Annotated in this window: 17 protein-coding genes; 3 read left to right on the top strand and 14 right to left on the bottom strand. The window is 54.0% G+C overall.

All coding sequences use genetic code 11. The annotated features are described in order from the left end of the window. Window positions 1–9: 9 nt before the first annotated feature. Genes ABID47_RS03680 through ABID47_RS03665 form a run of 4 tightly spaced genes read right to left on the bottom strand, consistent with a single transcriptional unit; the run spans window position 10 to window position 4,514 of the window. Complete coding sequence (locus tag ABID47_RS03680) at window positions 10–909, bottom strand: ABC transporter permease (protein WP_036715232.1); 900 nt, start codon at window positions 907–909, stop codon at window positions 10–12. A gap of 14 nt (window positions 910–923) precedes the next feature. Further along, a complete protein-coding gene (locus tag ABID47_RS03675) occupies window positions 924–1,868 on the bottom strand; it encodes an ABC transporter permease (RefSeq protein WP_354494946.1) in 945 nt (314 codons plus the stop codon). Between the two features lie 18 nt (window positions 1,869–1,886). Then, window positions 1,887–3,506: an ABC transporter substrate-binding protein gene (locus ABID47_RS03670; protein ID WP_354494945.1), complete on the bottom strand. Its 1,620-nt coding sequence runs from the start codon at window positions 3,504–3,506 to the stop codon at window positions 1,887–1,889. A 30-nt stretch (window positions 3,507–3,536) separates the two neighbouring features. Continuing rightward, window positions 3,537–4,514, bottom strand: coding sequence for an ABC transporter ATP-binding protein (locus ABID47_RS03665; protein ID WP_089547977.1), 978 nt, complete (start codon window positions 4,512–4,514; stop codon window positions 3,537–3,539). A gap of 376 nt (window positions 4,515–4,890) precedes the next feature. Here ABID47_RS03665 and ABID47_RS03660 point away from each other — a divergent pair, with 376 nt between their 5' ends. Next, on the top strand, window positions 4,891–6,285 hold the full coding sequence (locus ABID47_RS03660; RefSeq protein ID WP_354494944.1) for an amidase: 1,395 nt from the start codon (window positions 4,891–4,893) through the stop codon (window positions 6,283–6,285). Between the two features lie 83 nt (window positions 6,286–6,368). Further along, window positions 6,369–6,626 (top strand): hypothetical protein, encoded by a 258-nt coding sequence (locus tag ABID47_RS03655; protein ID WP_354494943.1) that lies wholly within the window; start codon window positions 6,369–6,371, stop codon window positions 6,624–6,626. Between the two features lie 105 nt (window positions 6,627–6,731). Here the strand turns inward: ABID47_RS03655 and ABID47_RS03650 are convergent, their stop codons facing one another. Further along, a complete protein-coding gene (locus ABID47_RS03650) occupies window positions 6,732–7,700 on the bottom strand; it encodes a LysR family transcriptional regulator (RefSeq protein WP_354494942.1) in 969 nt (322 codons plus the stop codon). A 209-nt stretch (window positions 7,701–7,909) separates the two neighbouring features. On the opposite strand from ABID47_RS03650, the gene ABID47_RS03645 reads away from it, so the two are divergent. Further along, window positions 7,910–8,554 carry a cysteine hydrolase family protein gene (locus ABID47_RS03645; protein WP_354494941.1) on the top strand — a complete coding sequence of 215 codons (645 nt, stop codon included), beginning with the start codon at window positions 7,910–7,912 and terminating at the stop codon, window positions 8,552–8,554. A 106-nt stretch (window positions 8,555–8,660) separates the two neighbouring features. Here the strand turns inward: ABID47_RS03645 and ABID47_RS03640 are convergent, their stop codons facing one another. The 9 genes from ABID47_RS03640 to ABID47_RS03600 form a co-directional block, all read right to left on the bottom strand. Continuing rightward, entirely contained in the window at window positions 8,661–8,975 is a 315-nt protein-coding gene (locus ABID47_RS03640; protein WP_354494940.1) for a hypothetical protein, read from the bottom strand. A 246-nt stretch (window positions 8,976–9,221) separates the two neighbouring features. Next, a complete protein-coding gene (locus ABID47_RS03635) occupies window positions 9,222–10,973 on the bottom strand; it encodes a glycoside hydrolase family 2 protein (protein ID WP_354494939.1) in 1,752 nt (583 codons plus the stop codon). Window positions 10,974–11,002: 29 nt separating this feature from the next. Beyond that, window positions 11,003–12,022, bottom strand: coding sequence for a hypothetical protein (locus ABID47_RS03630; protein ID WP_354494938.1), 1,020 nt, complete (start codon window positions 12,020–12,022; stop codon window positions 11,003–11,005). Next, on the bottom strand, window positions 12,019–12,825 hold the full coding sequence (locus tag ABID47_RS03625) for a carbohydrate ABC transporter permease (RefSeq protein ID WP_076171004.1): 807 nt from the start codon (window positions 12,823–12,825) through the stop codon (window positions 12,019–12,021). The genes ABID47_RS03630 and ABID47_RS03625 overlap by 4 nt, the downstream gene beginning before the upstream one ends. 3 nt (window positions 12,826–12,828) lie before the next feature. Further along, window positions 12,829–13,710 (bottom strand): carbohydrate ABC transporter permease, encoded by an 882-nt coding sequence (locus tag ABID47_RS03620; protein WP_076171002.1) that lies wholly within the window; start codon window positions 13,708–13,710, stop codon window positions 12,829–12,831. Between the two features lie 82 nt (window positions 13,711–13,792). After that, window positions 13,793–15,148 carry an ABC transporter substrate-binding protein gene (locus ABID47_RS03615; RefSeq protein WP_116229774.1) on the bottom strand — a complete coding sequence of 452 codons (1,356 nt, stop codon included), beginning with the start codon at window positions 15,146–15,148 and terminating at the stop codon, window positions 13,793–13,795. 170 nt (window positions 15,149–15,318) lie between these two features. Beyond that, on the bottom strand, window positions 15,319–15,441 hold the full coding sequence (locus ABID47_RS03610) for a hypothetical protein (protein WP_285855042.1): 123 nt from the start codon (window positions 15,439–15,441) through the stop codon (window positions 15,319–15,321). A 5-nt stretch (window positions 15,442–15,446) separates the two neighbouring features. Next, a complete protein-coding gene (locus ABID47_RS03605; RefSeq protein ID WP_116229773.1) occupies window positions 15,447–16,388 on the bottom strand; it encodes an ArsR/SmtB family transcription factor in 942 nt (313 codons plus the stop codon). Window positions 16,389–16,822: 434 nt separating this feature from the next. Beyond that, window positions 16,823–17,794: a Gfo/Idh/MocA family protein gene (locus tag ABID47_RS03600; protein WP_354494937.1), complete on the bottom strand. Its 972-nt coding sequence runs from the start codon at window positions 17,792–17,794 to the stop codon at window positions 16,823–16,825. Window positions 17,795–17,811 lie beyond the last annotated feature (17 nt).

The following is a 17,811-nucleotide window of genomic DNA, read 5'->3' as shown; positions in this document are numbered from 1 at the left end:
TATCCCTCCTTAACCTTTGCTGTCCAGTACATCCGACAAGGCGTCGGATACGATGTTGAGCGCAAGCGATGTGATGAATATAAAGATGCCCGGGACGATCGTAACGATGGGGTCAATAAATATGACTTGCTTCAAATTGTTCAGCATAAATCCCCACTCCGGCGTCGGCGGCGATACGCCGAGTCCCAGAAAGCTCAGACCGGACGCGAGCATGAGGCAGATGCCGATCTGGGTCGTGCTGTAGACAAACAGTCGAGAAAAAATGTTGTTTACGACATGAAAACGGATGATGAGCCCCGTTCCGGCCCCGCTGGACAGCGCGGCTTCGATATACTCCTCCTTCTTCACCTCCTTCACGGCCGTTTCGGCAATGCGGGCAATCGGCGGAATGAAGACGATTGTCGCCGAGATCATGATGTTGCTGATGCCCGGACCGAGCGAAGCGGAGATGCCGATGGCCAGCAGAATCGCCGGGAACGAGAACAAAATATCCAGCGTGCGCATGATGAGCGTATTGACGATACCTTTAAAATATCCGGCGATGATTCCAAGCCCGCCACCTAGGATAACGGCGATCATGACCGGGACGATGCCTGACAGCAGGCTCAGCCGCCCCCCGTACAAGATCCGGGTAAGCAAATCCCGCCCTTGTTCATCCGTGCCAAGAAGGTGTCCCGCCGACCCGACAGGGAGAAGCCTCTCTTTGACGTTACCCGCGTAAGGATCATACGGGGACAGCCACGGGGCGGCGATGCAGGCGAGGACGATCGCGGCGAGAATGACCAGCGCGACCAGCGCCGCTCTCCGCCTACAGAACGCCCGCCATCGTTCGGCAGCCTGTGAGGGCTGTTTTGGCAAACTTGCGGCCGAAGCCGCATCGGGAACAATGGATTGAACATTGGTAGCCATGCTGCCCACTCCTTTCAAGAATGCCTTACTCTTGGATCAAGAACCGCATGCAGTGAGTCGACTGCCAGATTGATGAGAACAAAAGCGACAGCTACCACAAGAACGCCCGATTGGACGATGGGAAAGTCCCGCTGCCCGATCGCCTGGTAGATCAACTGGCCGATGCCGGGCCAGGCAAAGACCGTTTCCACCAGGACGGAGCCGCCGATCAAATAGCCGAATTGGAGCCCGGCCACCGTCAAAATGGTCGGCATGCCGTTCTTGAGCACATGGCGCAGCACTTTGCCTGCCGGCGCACCTTTGGCCTGCAGTGCGAACACGAAGTCCTGCTGGAGCAAACCCGCGATCGTACTGCGCACCATCCGGGTCATAACGCCAAGCGTCGTCAGGGAGGCCGCAACCGTCGGGAGGATCAGGTGCCTGAAGGTATCCAGCAGCCCTCCACCCCCGATACTCTGCATCCCGGAGGAAGGGAGCCAGCCGAGACTGACGGAGAATATCCCGATCAGAATCAGCGCGGCCCAGAAATTCGGCATGCCGATTCCCGCGAGTCCCAGCACGTTGAACAGGGAAGCCGCCCACGATTTAGGACGGTATGCGCTGTAAACGCCGATGGCCAGGCCGAGGCCGAACGATACGACGGCGGAAGCCGCCGCCAGCAGCAGCGTATTTCCTACAGCCGGGAGCAGCAGTTCGCTGACCGGCAGCCGCTTGATGATAGATGTCCCCATATCCCCTTGAAACATATGGACGAGCCAATAGATGAACTGCACATAAATCGGCTTGTCGAGCCCAAGCTCGCGTGTTACCCGCATCCGCTCTTCCTCGGTCGCATCCGCAGGAACGATCGTGTTGACGGGATCGCCGGGGACCATTTGGAGCATCAGAAACACGATGACGGATACGCCAAACAGCGTGGGGATGAACAGAAGCAGACGTTTACTGATAAAAGCAACCATGCGCGTAACCCCCCTTTTTTACTCGATGGAGATGCCCGTCAGATCCGCAAACCAGGACTGAGGCTGAACAAAGCCGTGAATGTCCGGAGCGAGCACCCTCAAGTTCAGGTCATGCACGACGAAGATCCAAGGGGCGTCCTCCGCAATGATTGCCGAGGCCTGCTTCAGCAGCGCATCCCGCTTACCGGCGTCGAAGCTGGTTTGCGCCTCGTTCAATATCCGATCCAGCTCCGGATTGGAGTATCCGCCGATATTCAAGCCTTTCGGAAACAGAGCCGCCGACGAGAAGAAGTTCGGGAAGGAGTTCGGGGCAATGGTCGGAAGGGAAATATTTATTGCGCCCACTTCCTTGTCTTTGGGGAACCCTTGAAGATACTGGGTCAGCAGCGACTGCCACTCGATAGATTCGATTTTCACGTCGATCCCCACAGCCTTCAGGTCCTTCTGAACGTATTCGTTCATCTGCACCGGCCACATGTTGCCGGATCCGCTTGTCGGGACCAGGAAGGTGGTTGAGAAGCCATTGGGATAACCCGCTTCCGCCAGCAGCTTCTTGGCTTTGTCCGGGTCATAGGCATACGGCTCCGCATCGGAACTGTACCAAGCATGCCCTTTGTACATCAGCTGCGTCGCCGGGATGGAGGCGCCGCCCAGCAAGTCGGCGCTCATGCCTTCCCGGTCGATGGCGTAATTCGCCGCCTGCCGCACCTTTTTGTCTTTCCATGGGCCATCGGCCGTGTTCAGGACATACGGCCAAATGTGCGGGTACGTATTGGTCAACACCTGGAATCCCATGCTTTTCAGCTGCTCAATCGATTCGGTTGGCGGAATCTCGGCCCAGTTAACCTCCCCGGACTGAATTGCCGCGAGCCGGGCGGACGGATCGCTGATCGGCCGGAGCACCACCCGATCCAATTTCGGGACCGTGCCCCAGTACTTGTCGTTCTTATCCATAACCAATTCCTGCCCCTGCTTCATGCTCACGAATTTGAAGGGCCCTGTTCCGGTGGGATGATTCGCATAATCCCCGCCGTACTTCTTGACCGCTTCCGGGCTTGGTATCAGAATGCTGGCCAAGTCGTACAGCAGAAAGCTGTAGGGTCCGTTGGTATAAATTCGAACCGTGTTTTCGTCAGCCTTGGCGTACTTCGCGATAAAACGAAGCGAGCTGCCGGTGGAACCGGCAATTTTTGCATCGTAATACGGGGAATCCGGCTTCAGCAGACGGTCGAGGGCAAAGATGACGGAATCCGCATTAAACGGCGTTCCGTCATGGAACTTAACCCCTTGGCGCAGATGAAAGGTCCACTCGGTCGGATTGCTGTTCGAATGTTCCCATGATTCGGCCAGGCCGCCCGTGAGTTCGGCCGGCTTGTCGCCTTGCGTCAAATCCCATTTCACCAGCGCGTCGTACAGCTGATAGCCGACAAAGCGCATCCCTTCGTAGCCTTCGGTCGGCATCGTGTCCGGTACCGGAATGTTCGCGGCGGACATGGCAATCACCAGAGTCCCTTTCGCCGCCGAGCCTTCAGCGGCTGCTCCGCCTCTGCCGCACCCGCTAAGAACCATTGAGAGGCACAGGATAAGCAGCAGTAGAGTGATGGCGTACGTTTTTTTCAAGCTTGAGTATGGTTTCATCTCCGGCACCTCCACAGGGTTCCATTATTTTTATTGGGCGTATCTTTCCCGGCCGGCAAGCTGGAAGCAGGCCGCCTGCTGCGATCGTCCCGCGCTTACGTAATCCGGGACACTCTCCGTGCACCGGCTCTCGGCATATGGACAGCGCTGTGCAAAAGCGCAACCCGGCGGCATTTCCGTAATGAGCGGCGGCTGTCCGGGGATGGTGGACAGCCTTCCCGTTTGCTTGCTCTGAGGCGTCGCCGCAATCAGCCCGGCCGTGTAGGGATGCATCGGTCTGGTCAGAACCTCCTCCGCCGATCCATACTCGACGATTTTGCCGGCATACATGACGGCGACCTCGTCGGCCATTTCGGCGGCCACGCCGATATCATGGGTGACCAGCACGATCGACATCCCGAACTCGGCCTGAAGCTCCTTGAACAGCCGAAGGATTTGCGCCTGAATAGTAACGTCCAGAGCGGTGGTCGGTTCATCGGCGAGAAGCAGATCGGGACGGCAGCCGAGCGCCATCGCAATGACCGCCCTCTGCCGCATGCCGCCGCTCATCTCATGGGGGTAGGCGCGTACCCTTTCCTCCGGCGAAGGAATGCCAACCTTACGGAACAGCTCGATGACCCTATCCTTTGCTTCCCTTCTCCCCACTTTATGGTGCGCCCTGATCGTTTCCTTCAGCTGGTCGCCGACCCGGTACAGCGGGTCGAGCGCCGATAGGGCGTCCTGGAATATCATTGCCACCCGGTTCCCGCGGATCGCCACCATTTCTTTCGGCGATTTGCCCAGCAAGTCTTCTCCTTCGAGCCGGACGCTGCCGGCAACATTCGAACCGCGCTGCGTCAGCCGCAGAATGGAACGGAGCATGACGCTCTTCCCCGAACCCGATTCCCCGAGAATAACCGTCGTCTTTCCTTTTTTGACCCGCAGGGTGACTCCCCTGACGGCATCCACCATCCCTTTCTTGGTCGAAAATGAGGTGACAAGGCTGTCGATTTCCAAAAGATTTGACATCATATTCCCTCCTTCGCAGCTTCTGAAAAATGGATCTCCCTGGCCTTTGATCAATCGGTTTTTTTGTAGCATGCCAGGAATGTCGTTTGTGTGATAAATACTAACATAAATTCTGTAATGTTAGGATATCGAAACATTCTATACCTTCTTCCAGTCCTTTTTCGGAGAAAATATGTTATGTTTCTTAACAATTACCTCCGTATATACAAAGAACAATTGGATTTTTGCATTCGAGGACCATTATTCTTCCATAGAAATGACACAGCTTGAAGGTAAATCAACTATGGGGGGATACCCTTAAAGAATCCATTTGTTCAAGTCATTCGAGAGGTAGAGCACTCATCCACAATCTTTCTTAGCAAAGGAGATGTTATCTATGACCACCCTGCATCAGGAGCTGCTGTATGATACGATCGCCGGCTTATCGGAACGCATCCGCAGCCGCCGCATTTCACCCGTTGAAATTACGCAGATGCTTCTCGAACGGATTGAAACGCTCAATCCCCGGCTGAATGCGTACGTAACGGTTACGGCCGATCTCGCGCTCGCCCAGGCCAAAGCGGCCGAAGTTGAAATCATGAAAGGAGAGTACAGAGGTCCGCTTCACGGAATTCCTATCGCCCACAAAGATATTTATAATACCCAGGGAATCCGGACGGCTGTCGGCTCCAAAATTCTCGAAACTTTCGTGCCGGATACGGATGCCACCGTCGTCCGTAAGCTGGGAGAAGCAGGCGCGGTCCTGCTCGGCAAAGTGCAGACCCATGAGTTTGCCGCCGGGACGCTGACGAACAGCCCTCATTTCGGTCCCTGCCGCAATCCGTGGAACCTGGAGAAATCCCCGGGCGGCTCAAGCGGTGGCTCGGGATCGGCCGTAGCAGCCGGACTCGCCTACATGGGCACAGGCACGGACACCGGCGGCTCAGTCCGCATTCCCGCAGCAGCCTGCGGCATCGTCGGCCTGAAGCCGACATACGGCAGGATCAGCCGCCATGGCATTTTTCCGCTGTCGTGGTCGCTGGACCACGCCGGCCCGCTGACCCGCTCGACCCAAGACGCCGCCATCTGCCTTCAGGCTATGGCGGGATATGATCCACTGGACGATACGTCGGCCGACGTATCGGTCCCGGATTTCACCGGCATGCTGCGCGGCGATCTGCTCGGCATCACCATCGGGATTCCCTCGTCCTTTTACTACGACGGCATTGATCCGGAGGTGGAGGCCGCCCTTCAGGCAGCCATGGGGCAGTTCAAGCTGCTTGGAGCGAATGTCATTGAAGTGGAGATCCCGCTCCTAAGCCGTGTCAGCGCGATCGGCAACGGTATTTGCATGGGCGAAGTCGCCTCCATTCACGAGAAGTGGTACCGGGAACAGCCGGAGCAGTACGGACCGGATGTCCGGGGAATGATCGAAGGCGCCCGCCTGATCCCGGCCGTCCACTATTTGCAGGCACAGCGGGCGCGCCGGCTCCTGCAGCAGGAGTATATGCAGGCGCTATCTGCAGCCGACGTCCTGCTTACCCCGACCCTCCCGGCAACTGCGCCCGGCATCCACGACGTCGAAATCAGCATGCGCTTCGCTGAACTGACCATGCCGACGAACGTAACCGGCCTGCCGAGCCTCGCCATGCCCTGCGGCTTTTCGGCTGCAGGGATGCCGATCAGCATGCAGCTCATCGGCAAACCGTTTGCCGAAGCGGAGCTCCTCGGCATCGGCCATGCGTATGAGCAAAGCACGGACTGGCATTTCCGTCATCCGGAGCTGGACTAGTCGAAAAACCGGTTTCTGCACATTCACCTGATCAGTGGACAGCCGAATCAGCCCGCTACATACCATACCAGAGGAGGAATACTATGGATAACGAATACAAGCTAACAGCCACTACCCGGCAAGAAAGGGATGCGGAAGAAAGCACCGCTGAGGCACTGCAGGCAGCGATCATCGGCATCCCGATGGCCAAAGAGCGTATAGAAGCGGCAGCGTCTGCCGCCATTCCGCTCCTTTCGCTTCTAGGCACTTTGTATGACATCGATGTCGAGGGTATCGAGCCCGTCATCCAGCCAATGTTTAGAAACGGTATGACAACTGCATCCGCTGCACCCGCATCATGATAAATCCGTGCACGAATAACTTCTTCGTTTGAACCCGCACAGGCAAAAAAGCACCCTCCCGGCTCATTTCATCCAGGAGGGTGCTCCTATTTTGTATTTGTCTCCTTATCCATTCAAACCGCCGGAAGCGGCGGTGTGCCCTGCGCCCGGCTTGTATCTGGCAAGCAGCCTGCGCTGCAATTCGCCGATCGGCACGTCGAGTTGGACGGTTTCCGAGTATGCCATGTATACCGGCAGAGCCGGCAGCATGGAACCAAAAGGGATCATTCGGATCGGATAGGCCTCCAGGTACAACTCAGGGACGTAGCATTTGGGTACGAACGTGTATCCCTGGCCGTTGGCTACGACCCCCAGCATCATATCGCTGCTGTCCACGATTTGGAACTTGTCTGGCGTGGACCCAAACAGTTTGGACAGCACCTCCCATACATTCACGTAGGTGGCGATCGGATTTTCGAACAGCACGAACATGTCATGCTTGAGCACGTTGATAAGGTCATCATCCTTGCGGATCACGCCAGGATAGGCTTCTTCCGAACACAGCAGCACCCATTCGTCGTCCAGAAGATGCACCGGCTGCAAATGACGGCATTCCTTCACATCATAAAACAGCCCGATATCGATGACCCCGTACTCGATCAGATCAATGAGCAGCATGGACGAACGGGAAACATACTTACACTTCAGATCGGGGCGAATGCGCTGCAATTCGGCAACCAGAGGGTACACGAACCTGCCGGACAGTCCGGTGTCGACGCCGATCACCATCCGGTCCATGCGGGTCACTTCGGCAAGGGAACGATCGAACTTCAACAGGTCTGCTTTGTTCAGCATCGCAGAGGCATTGTTGAACTGGCTTACCATTTGGATCGCATAATACAGAAAATAATGCCCTTCCTGCGTCAGCTTCACTCCGTCCCACCCCCGGTCCAGCAGCTTGACGCCCATCCCCTCCTCCAGCTTGCGTATTCTCGCGCTAAGCGTCGGCTGGGTGACATGCAGCGTCTGGGCAGCCTTGGAAATGCTCTTCTCCTTGGCAATCGTTGCAAATGAATGCAGACCTTCCAGATCCATTCCATCCCCACCTTCCATAAAAATTGGTTTGACCGATCAGCAGGTCGGAGGAAATTCCGATTGTGTAAGAATAAATAACATATATTATCCTATTTATATCATATTTCTTGTATTTCAGGGTATAAAAAAGTGCGATATCCTGTAATCGAGGTTTTAATGTTATATTATTTGACATAAACACATCAATATTTATTTTGGAGGGATTTCATTTGAGTACCCATGCATGGCTTCATCCGGAGGATACCGCCCTGATCATTATCGACATGCAAAACGATTTTTGCCACGAAAACGGAGCCTGCGGCCGCGCGGGAATCGTTGATATCCCGGCGTTCCAGGCTTGTGTGCGGCCCATCCATGACCTTACCGGTCAAGCAAGGGCAAGCGGGGTGCCGGTCATCTTCGTACAAATGACGTTGGATGCGGGCACTACCTCCCAGGCATGGGAGCTGCAGCATACGGCCAACGGCAACCCGCTTCGGATCGTCGAGAAGGGAAGTTGGGGCACGGAGCTGTACGGGCTGGAGCCCAAGGAGGGCGATTATGTGGTGGAAAAGCATCGGTACAGCGCATTTATCGGCACCAACCTCGATTTGATGCTGCGCTCTCTGGGGTGCAAATCTGTTGTCCTGACCGGCGTCCTCACAAACGTATGCGTGGAGTCGACCGCCAGGGACGCATTCATGCTCGACTATAACGTGACGCTCGTCGAGGACGCCTGCGCCGGTTCCTCTGCCGAGGCCCACGAAATGACCTTATCGAACATTGGGCAGTACTTCGGAAAAGTGATGAAAGCCGGAGACGTGAAGGCGGTCTGGTCGGAATTAACAGCCGGTGTTGCTAACGTAAACGGATGAGTATCCGCTCTAAAAGGCTAAGCTGTTATTTGTGTGGTTCCGCTCGATCATCAAAAAAAGGGAGCCCGCCGGCTCCCTTTTCTTCATTAACGATTATTCTAATGCCTTATTTGACCAGCTCCGCCTTAAACACGCCATCCAGCGTCTCGCCGGCGTCCAGCCGTTTCTTTAACGGAACCTTCACATCTCTGGCCAGTTCCTTGAAGAACGTTTGAACATCGCATTTGACGTCGTTCAGTTGCACATTGATGGTACCGTCGGCCGTAATGTCACGGTTATCTTCAGAGGGAACCAACACGACAAGATCGTACTTTTTCATCAATGTCTTACTGTACCTCGTGAACACTTCGATCAGCTCATCGTTTTCGAAGTTTCCGATGGCATTTTTGCCTTTGTTTGTAAAAATCAGCTTCATTTCCATTTCTCATTCCCCTTTTCCTGTATCACCATGGTTTTATTCGGACTCGGGTTCCATTGGTCACGCGATGGTTCTAAACAAAGAAAGGGCCCACTTTATCCTGATCAATCATATCTTTGTCTTTTGTATTATAACAGTCTTTATACCGATTAACTAGACGATGCCACCATTTACAAAAAAAGAAAGCCCCGAAACGGGGCCCTCTTCACTCTTTATTTACTTATTAGCCACTCTATTTTAAAAGCTGTATCAACGTCCCTGCACAATCTCACGGATCTTCTCCAGCGGAATCTTTGGCTGCCGGTCGTACGTCAGCAAACCGTTAATTTCCTGTTCGACGTCCGTCAGCTGCGTATAGCAGAAGCCCTGAAGCACAGGCGAAGCGAGAGCGCCTTGAACCACGTCGGCCAGGCGCCGTTCGAAATCTTCCTCATTCGACGCTCCGGAGTAACCCCATCCTTCCTGGTTCCCCTTCTGGAATGAGATTCCGCCGAATTCGGTAAGCAGCAGCGGCTGTCCTTCATAAGGATACCCCGGCACCAGAATCCAGCGGTTGCCCGGTTTTGCCTGAAGCGCCTGCTCCACGGTCGAATAGCGGTCTGCCAGCACTTCTTTGCGCCATTCGTAATCATGAATGGTAACCAGGTCGGTCTTGACCAGTTCCCAGCCGTCATTAGAGATGACCGGACGTGACATGTCCAGCGATTTGGTCATGTGATACAGCGCAAGCGCATGCTGCTGCTCGGCGGGACTCACCAATATATTCGTTACGCCCCAGCTTTCATTGAGCGGAACCCAGGCCACGATGCAGGGATGATTATAATCCCGCTCCACCGCCTGCAGCCATTCCCGGGTGATCTGCCCGGCATAGGTTTCCGTGAACCGGAACGCGTTGGCCATTTCTCCCCAGACAAGCAGGCCCAAACGGTCCGCCCAGTACAGGTAACGGGGGTCTTCGATCTTTTGATGCTTTCGGGCGCCGTTGAATCCCATTTCCTTCGTCAGCTCAATGTCTTTTTTCAGCGCTTCATCGGAAGGAGCGGTCAGCAGGCCATCCGGAAAATACCCCTGGTCCAGCACCATTTTCATATAATATGGGCGGTTATTGAGCAGCACGACGCCGTCCTCGATCGAAATTTTCCGCATGCCGAAGTAACTGGCGACGGTATCCACCGCTACCTCGTCCACCAGGAGCGTGAGCTCCAAGTCATACAGATTCGGACGTTCAGGCGACCACCAGCGCCCCAAGCCATGATCGTTAAAATCGTGCAGGCGGATGCGGCGCATCTCGTCTTTCCCCGTCACCGAAAAGGTATCTTCGGAAACGACTTGCCCCGCGAAAGAAATAACCGACTTTAATTGAAGCTTGGCCCGGGTGTCCCAGCCCTGAACGAAAGTCTGAAGGGACACTTCATTCGTATCGATATCCGGCGTCAGCCGAATTCTCCGGATATGGAGGTCATGCACAGGTTCGATCCATACCGTCTGCCAAATTCCCGTCGTTCTCGTATAAAAGATCCCGGCGGATTGTTCCTCCCAGTACTGCTTGCCCCGCGGAAGCGCCGCGTCCCGGCTGTAATCGACGGCTTTTACCACGATCGAGTTGTCCGCACCCTGAAGCAGGTCCGTAATATCCGCGTGAAACGGCGTATGACCGCCTTCGTGGATAGCGGCGAGCCTGCCGTTCACCCATACTTTACATTCATAATCCACGGCACCGAAATGCAGAATCAGCCGCTTGCCTTGGTACGCTGTCGGCACCGTAAAAGTCCGATGGTACCACACGATATCATGGAACGAAGGATCTCCGATTCCGCTCAGCTTGCTCTGATAGCAAAACGGAACCTGAATGGTCCGCGAGAAGGAAGGATGCTCGTACCATTTTTCCCTCTCGCCGGCCGCTTCGTCATCAAATTCAAAATTCCATACTCCGTTAAGGTTGAGCCAATCCGCTCTAACCAATTGTGGGCGAGGATATTCGCCGCGCAGCATCTCTGTCATTTCTCTCTACTCCTTTGAAGTAATCACATTTAGCGCGTACGCTTGGTAACGATCCAGCTGCAAAATCCGCATACGGCGAGCCATCCTGCCGCGTACAGCAAGCCGCCGCCGCTTCCGACGAGAAGATCCGGCCGGCTGCTTTTTACCGTAAAAATCAGCAAATTGCTGAGCACCAGATACAGAAGCACGTTCCGCCCCATCGACTCCAGAAAGCCAAACGCGTACGGTATGCGTTCCAATACCCTGGCCAGCAAATAATAACCATTTAATATGAAGGCAGCTCCGATAATCCAGAACAATGAAGGCGGAAACCGCGAAGGAAGCTCCCCGGCATACCGCCAATTTGCCGCAAACAGTCCGGTTGCAAGCACCGATCCAGCGAGAACGAGCCAGTCGAAGCGAATCCGGTATTTGGCGAACAAGATCCCAAGCAGGTAATACGGAAAATATTGAACAGGCGGAAACGAGGCGAAATCCCTCGTGCCGACCAATAACCCAAGCTGGGGAACATGGACCGCTCCATAAGGAAACAGCGTCCCTGCAAGGAGCAGGCCGGCCGCCAGAAAACCAAGCCACTTTCGCCCGGAAAGCCAGCGCAGCGGAACAAACAGCACCAAGCCGAGGACCATTAAATACGTAAACGACACCAGGAACTCGGACCAGCCCGGAATATCCTTCAGCAGCATGATCGGCCGAATCGTGTCCCATTGGAGCGGCGCTCCGTCATGGAACACCCTGAACGCCGTACCGGATACATAAAAGGCAAGCAGGGTTTTCAGCGCGGCGACCAGCATCCGCGGGCAAGCGCTGCGAAACGGCTTGGAATAATACGCAAGCTGCGATACATACCCGAAGCTGAACACAAACCCCGAGAAGGTGATGAGGTTGAAGAAATCGATCCAGCGGCTGATGGACGGGTACACGACCGGATCGCTGAAAAATTGCAGCGTGTGGCAGTACACCATCCCGACGATCAGCAGTCCTTTGAACAAATCGATGGCGCGCTCGCGCCGCTTCGGTTGAATCCCGGCTGCGGCCGCGCCGCTCACCCTTTAATCCCCGACAGGCTGATCCCCTTGATAATTTGCCGTTCAAAGATCACAAACAGAATAATGATCGGAATGGAAGACAGCGTGTTCACAACCATCGGCTTCACGTAATCCTCCGAGTACTGGCTCATCAAGGTCGGAATTCCCATCGGCAGCGTAAACAGCTTGTCGTTTGTCAGCGACAGGAATGGCCACAGGAAATTGTTCCACGAGCCGATAAAGGTCAGAATCGCCATCGACGCGAGCGCCGGCCGGGTCAGCGGCAGCATGATCACCGCGAATATTTTCCATACGCCGCCTCCATCCATCTGCACGCTCTCAATCAGGTCGTTCGGGATGCCGTCAAAAAATCCTTTAAGCACGATTACCGCCATCGGCGAAGCCAACGCTGTGACGATCAGCCCCTGGTACGAATTCAGCAAATGCATGTCCTTGGCGACCTGATACAGCGGAATGATGGTCGCTTCGCCGGGAACGAGAAGACCCGCCAAAATGAAAAAGAACATGATCGCTTTAAACCGAAAAGGAATTTTGGACAATGCATAAGCCGCCATAGCCGCAACTAGAACGGTCAGAACCGTGACGACGCCAGCGACGAAGAAGCTGTTCCACACCCACTGCATCAGCTTGGTGCCGCTGATAATTTGTCCGTACACCGCGAAAGAATATGGCGGCGTAAACCAGTCGAACAAACCGGAGACCTTCATCCCTTCCTGCTTGATCGATACGACCAGCATCCAGACCAGCGGAATCAGAAACACGCACGCCGCGATGACAGAAACAATCCGGTATACCCATTTCATGCTTTAAGCCGCCTCCTTCCGGTTGTTAACGACATACTGGATAATCGACAATACGAGCAAAATCGCAAACAGCATATAGGACATCGTCGCCGCGTAACCCAGGTCATTTTTTTTGAAACCGCTCTGATAAATGTACTGGATGATCGGCCTTGTCGAATCCAGCGGTCCGCCGCCCGTAATGATGTAAATTTGCATGAACACTTTATAGGAAGCGATAATTTGCAGCATCAGAATCATCCGTGTGATCGAATTCATCATCGGCAGCGTGATCCGCCAGAACATCTGCCCTTTGGCCGCGCCGTCCAGCGATGCCGCCTCATAAATTTCGTCCGGAATTTCCTGCATGGCGGACAGATACAAAATAAAGTTGAACCCCACCGTCCACCACAGCGTCAGAGCGGCGACCGCAATCCAGGCCAGAGACGGTTCAGTGAGCCAGAAGATCTCTTTCCCTTCCGCCAGGATGCCGAGTCCATGCAGAATCCCGTTAATGAAGCCGGTATAGGGCTGGAACATAAACAACCCCAAATACGATGCCACCGAAACCGAAAGAATGCTCGGCAGAAAAAACGCACTGCGGTACAGCTTCTGCAGCTTGGATTTCCGGTTCGCGATAAGTGCCAGCGCGATGGCCAGCACGATCATGGTCGGCGTCGTCAGAAAGACGAAAATCGTAGAATGCCATACCGCAGCCCAGAACTGGTCGTCATGAAACATGCGCTGGAAATTGTCCCACCCGACATATTTCATCTTCCGGATCAGGGTCCATTTATAAAAGCTCATCTGCGCGCCCTTAATCATCGGCCAGATCGTAAACAACACATACACAATCAGAAAGGGCAGTAAAAAAATCAGTGCCTGCAAGTCGATCCGAAGCTTCTTCATGACTCACCTTCCTCTCCCGCATCGCTCAGGCAGGCTTGGAGCCAGCGCCCCAAACCTGTCTGATGGATCATACCCCTCATGGTTACTCGCTTAAAACTTTACCGATCTCGGTCTGCATTTTGTCAACGGCATCCGAGCTCGACATCTTGTTGGACCAAACTTCGTTCAAATATTTAAAGAGCGCGTTATCACGGATTTGCCAGTTCTTGTCGGAATGCTTGTTGAATTTAACGGTGCTTGCCACCGAGACATAATCGCTCCGGTACGGCATCTCTTTGAATTCCGGCTTCTCGAATACGGCCGGCTTCGAAGGGATATGGCCCGCTTTCGCCCAGATTTCTCCGTGGTCGGCGATCCAGTTGGCGAAAATCAGTGCAGCTTTGCGCTTCTCCGGATCTTCATTGCTCGTTGCCGGCAGAATGATCGTATGCGAATCGCCCCATGTCGCTTCCTGATCGAATACTTTAGGGATCGGCATAGCCCCGAATTCCAGCCCTTTCGTTTTCTCCCACGTTCCGGTCGCCCACACGCCGGTCATCATGATCGCCGCATTCCCGCTCTGGAACGTTTTATAGAAATCCGGGTCGTTCAGCTTGATGAAATTGTACTTATGGTATAAGTCCTTAATATAATCCGCGGCTTTTACAGCTTTTTCTTTGTCGATGTCGGCTGATTTCAAATCGTCGGATACGACGTCATTGCCGCCCTGCTGCGAATAAAGTGCCCACCAGAAACGGAACGGATCGTCGTTGGAGCTCGAGAGCGCGAACGGATATTTGCCTTTCGGAAGCTTCTCTTTCAGCGTTGTCAGAAACTTGATGAATCCCTCGCCCGATTGCTCCAGAACCGGCTTGCCGTCTTCGCCGAGCAGCCCTGCGTCTTTAAGCAGCTTTTTATTGTAGTACATAATAAACGGATGTGTATCGATCGGAACCGCATAATGCTTGTCATCGTAAACGGAAGCTTCCAGAATGTTCTGGTTAAACGTGCTCCAGTCGATGTTGGCATCCTTTGCCGAATCGTCCAGCTCGGTGGCAACTCCCTGATTGATCAGGTCGGGAAGACGGGAAATATGGGAGATGCCCACATCCGGACCGTTGCCTGCGCCAACCGCTGTGATCAGCTTCGTATAATACTCGCCCCAGACGAGCTTCGTATTTTTCACCTGAATATCGGGATGCTCTTTATTGAACTGGTCTACCATCGCCTGCATGTTGTCACCGTCTCCGCCGTCAAACAGCGTCCAGAACGAAAGATTCACTTTCTCGCCGCTGCCGCCGCCCGTATCCGTCGAAGCGCTTTCACCAGTACCGCCGGACGCGTCTCCGCCAGCACTGTCCGCCCCGCCACTGCTACCGCTGCCGCCGCTACCGCAGGCGCTGAGCAATAAGGTCAGAGACAGTAATGTGATCCACATGAAGCTGAATTTTCTTCTCATACGTACCCCCCATTTTCGTCACCGTAGTCGTTCTAAAGAACAACGTTATTGTTTTATTACATCTTTATTGTTCTTATGGGGCTATATTACGGCTAAACTCCTATTTTGTCAACGCATTCATTTCATTTTTTTGTAATAAAAATTTTGAGATGTTTTTATTCTCGTGCATATCAAATTAGCTTCATCGCTTTATCAGCAAGAAGAAATTGCCTTAACCACGCTCTTTTCCCATAAAAATCCACAATCCCCGTGACAGAAACAAAAAAACCATTGTTACAAACTTGTTGTAACAATGGTTTTACGCCTCCTCCGAGAGGGGAACATATTGAATACGCATCTTGATGTCCTGCTCATAATCGCCGAACTGCCGCCCGAAGATGTTCACCCCGCCTTTATGGACCGCATTGGGATCCACGCCGATCCGCAGGCGCAAATTCGGACGCCCTTCCAGCTGAAGATCGTTGATGCCCACATCGGATACCTTTTTCATATCCAGCGTCGTTCGGTCCTCATCGACCCGCCACGTTTTCAAGAGGCCGTACTGCGTCGTCCAATCGAGCCACCAGGAGGGGTTCAGCCTGCCGCGGCGGTCCCCGAAATCCCCCGGACTCGTCCACATCCCGATCTCAAGCCCGTTCACCCAGACCGATATGTCCGAGGGCCAATCGTTATCGAAGTTGGGCGCCTCCGAGCAGATTTCCATCGACAGCTCAAGCGACTTGATTTTGACGTTTTGCGGAAGCTCCAGCGGCAAAATGTACTCCAAGTAACCTTTGCGGAACCAGATGATCTGCGCATCGATATGCTTCGGATGGTAGAAGCTCGCCGGCTCGTCTTCCCGGATGATCATTTCGGTGCCGCTCGCCATGCCGCAGGTCGGGTATACTTCGCAATCGCTGTACAATCCGATCGGAATTTCGACCTCATACACGCCGTAATTTTCCTTGGTCGATTGAATCGCCGGGTTGAGACTGATATGGATGTCATCATAACTGCGGGTGCATACCTTCATCGCCCCCCGGGCCGCGGGCAGAAGTTCTGTCGTCAGCAGCTTGGCAGCCTCCAAAATTTTGACGTTGTTCGCCACTGTCGACACCGGCAGCTTGAGTGCTTCCGAAATTTCGATGATATTCATGCTCCGTGTGTAGAGCAGTTTCAGCATATCCACCCTCGCCCGGGTGGACAATGCATGGGCAACCTGAACCAGCTGATCCGGCTCATTCACATTCAGATCCAACATGCTAATCCTTCCTTCTTGTTCCAGCTCTTTTTATGCCTAAGTTTGAGTTTACCTTGTTTGGGACAGCAGAAGCAAGATCTTCGCAAGAAAACAAGAAATAGGGAAAGCCGGGATTCCCGTTTCCTGATAGAGAGTGGAGCCTTCGATCCGGAAATTTTTTTCTTTTAGAAGGCGCTGTCCCCATCGTAAGGATGATACAAATTGGCTTAACTGTGACTGTTTCCTTCATGGAATTGACATATACAATCACTGAATCCAAAAAATCCAAATTGGTAGATCGAAAACGGTTTACCAGATTCTATTCTGGAATACGCCGTCATATCCTGATTATGGAAAAGGCGTGATTATGCACGGCATCGATATGTTTATGCACGGCTTACGGCTACCCGGATACGCAAAAAAGGAGCCCGCAGGCTCCTTCAGGGGCTCTATATTTACCCCCTCTTGGTTATGGTCACCGGCAATCCGCATTGTGCCGATTCATTGGCAGCCAGCGTCACTTCCAGCGTGTGCATCGCTTCTTCATACGGAGCCAGAATCAAACTCTGGTCACCCGTGGCAACGGCCCGAATGAAAGCGTCGTCCTGGACTTTGTAGAAATCGGATTTGCCGCGAAGAATGATCGTCTGCTCCGGTTCCAGAATGGTAAGCGACGTTCCTTCGAGCGTCAATCTAAAACCCCTTCCAATGATTTCCAGGGAGGAACGGCTGTCCGGCTGGGGCAGAAAACCGGTGTCAATGTGACCGATTGCGCCCGAATCGAACACCAGGTTGACCGAAGCGGCATCCGGCGTCGTGATCCCGGGTACGTCTCTGTTCAGCAGCAGGGCCATGTCGGCACTGACCTTGTGGACTGTTCCGGCCAAGTACAGCATAAGATCCACATTATGGGTCGTCTGCTCCACCAGCTGCCCGCCCGACTTGGCATGGTCCACCCACCAAGGGGTATCCGGCAACCCGCCGAACCTGTGGGCCCGCACCATGGCGATTTCTTTGCCGGCCAGGTACTGTTTCGCCTTCTGTACCGGCTCCATATACCTTAGGCAGTAGCCTGTGGCCGTCATAACACCCGATTTCCGGATAAAATCCGCTTTTTGCCGTACAGCGCCCATATCCAGACCCAGCGGCTTTTCCACCAGCAGATGAATGCCTCTTCCGGCCGCCTGCTCTTCAATATCGCCATGGGCAAAGGGAGGGACGCACACAAAGAGCGCATCCAGCTGCTCGTTCGCAAGCATCCGCCGGATATCCGAATAGGCGACTCCACCATACCGTTTTACGGCTTGCTCCGCCTGCTTCGCGGAAATATCGCACACGGCGACCAGCTCTGCCTGCTCATGATCGTCAATATGCTTCAAATGCTCGGAGGCGATTCCGCCTGCCCCGACCAAACCAACACGAACCATCAAGAGACCTCCTTACA

This window comes from Paenibacillus favisporus (assembly GCF_040545415.1).
Classification (GTDB): Bacteria; Bacillota; Bacilli; order Paenibacillales; family Paenibacillaceae; genus Paenibacillus_AQ; species Paenibacillus_AQ favisporus.
This window is presented reverse-complemented; position numbering and strand designations above follow the sequence as displayed.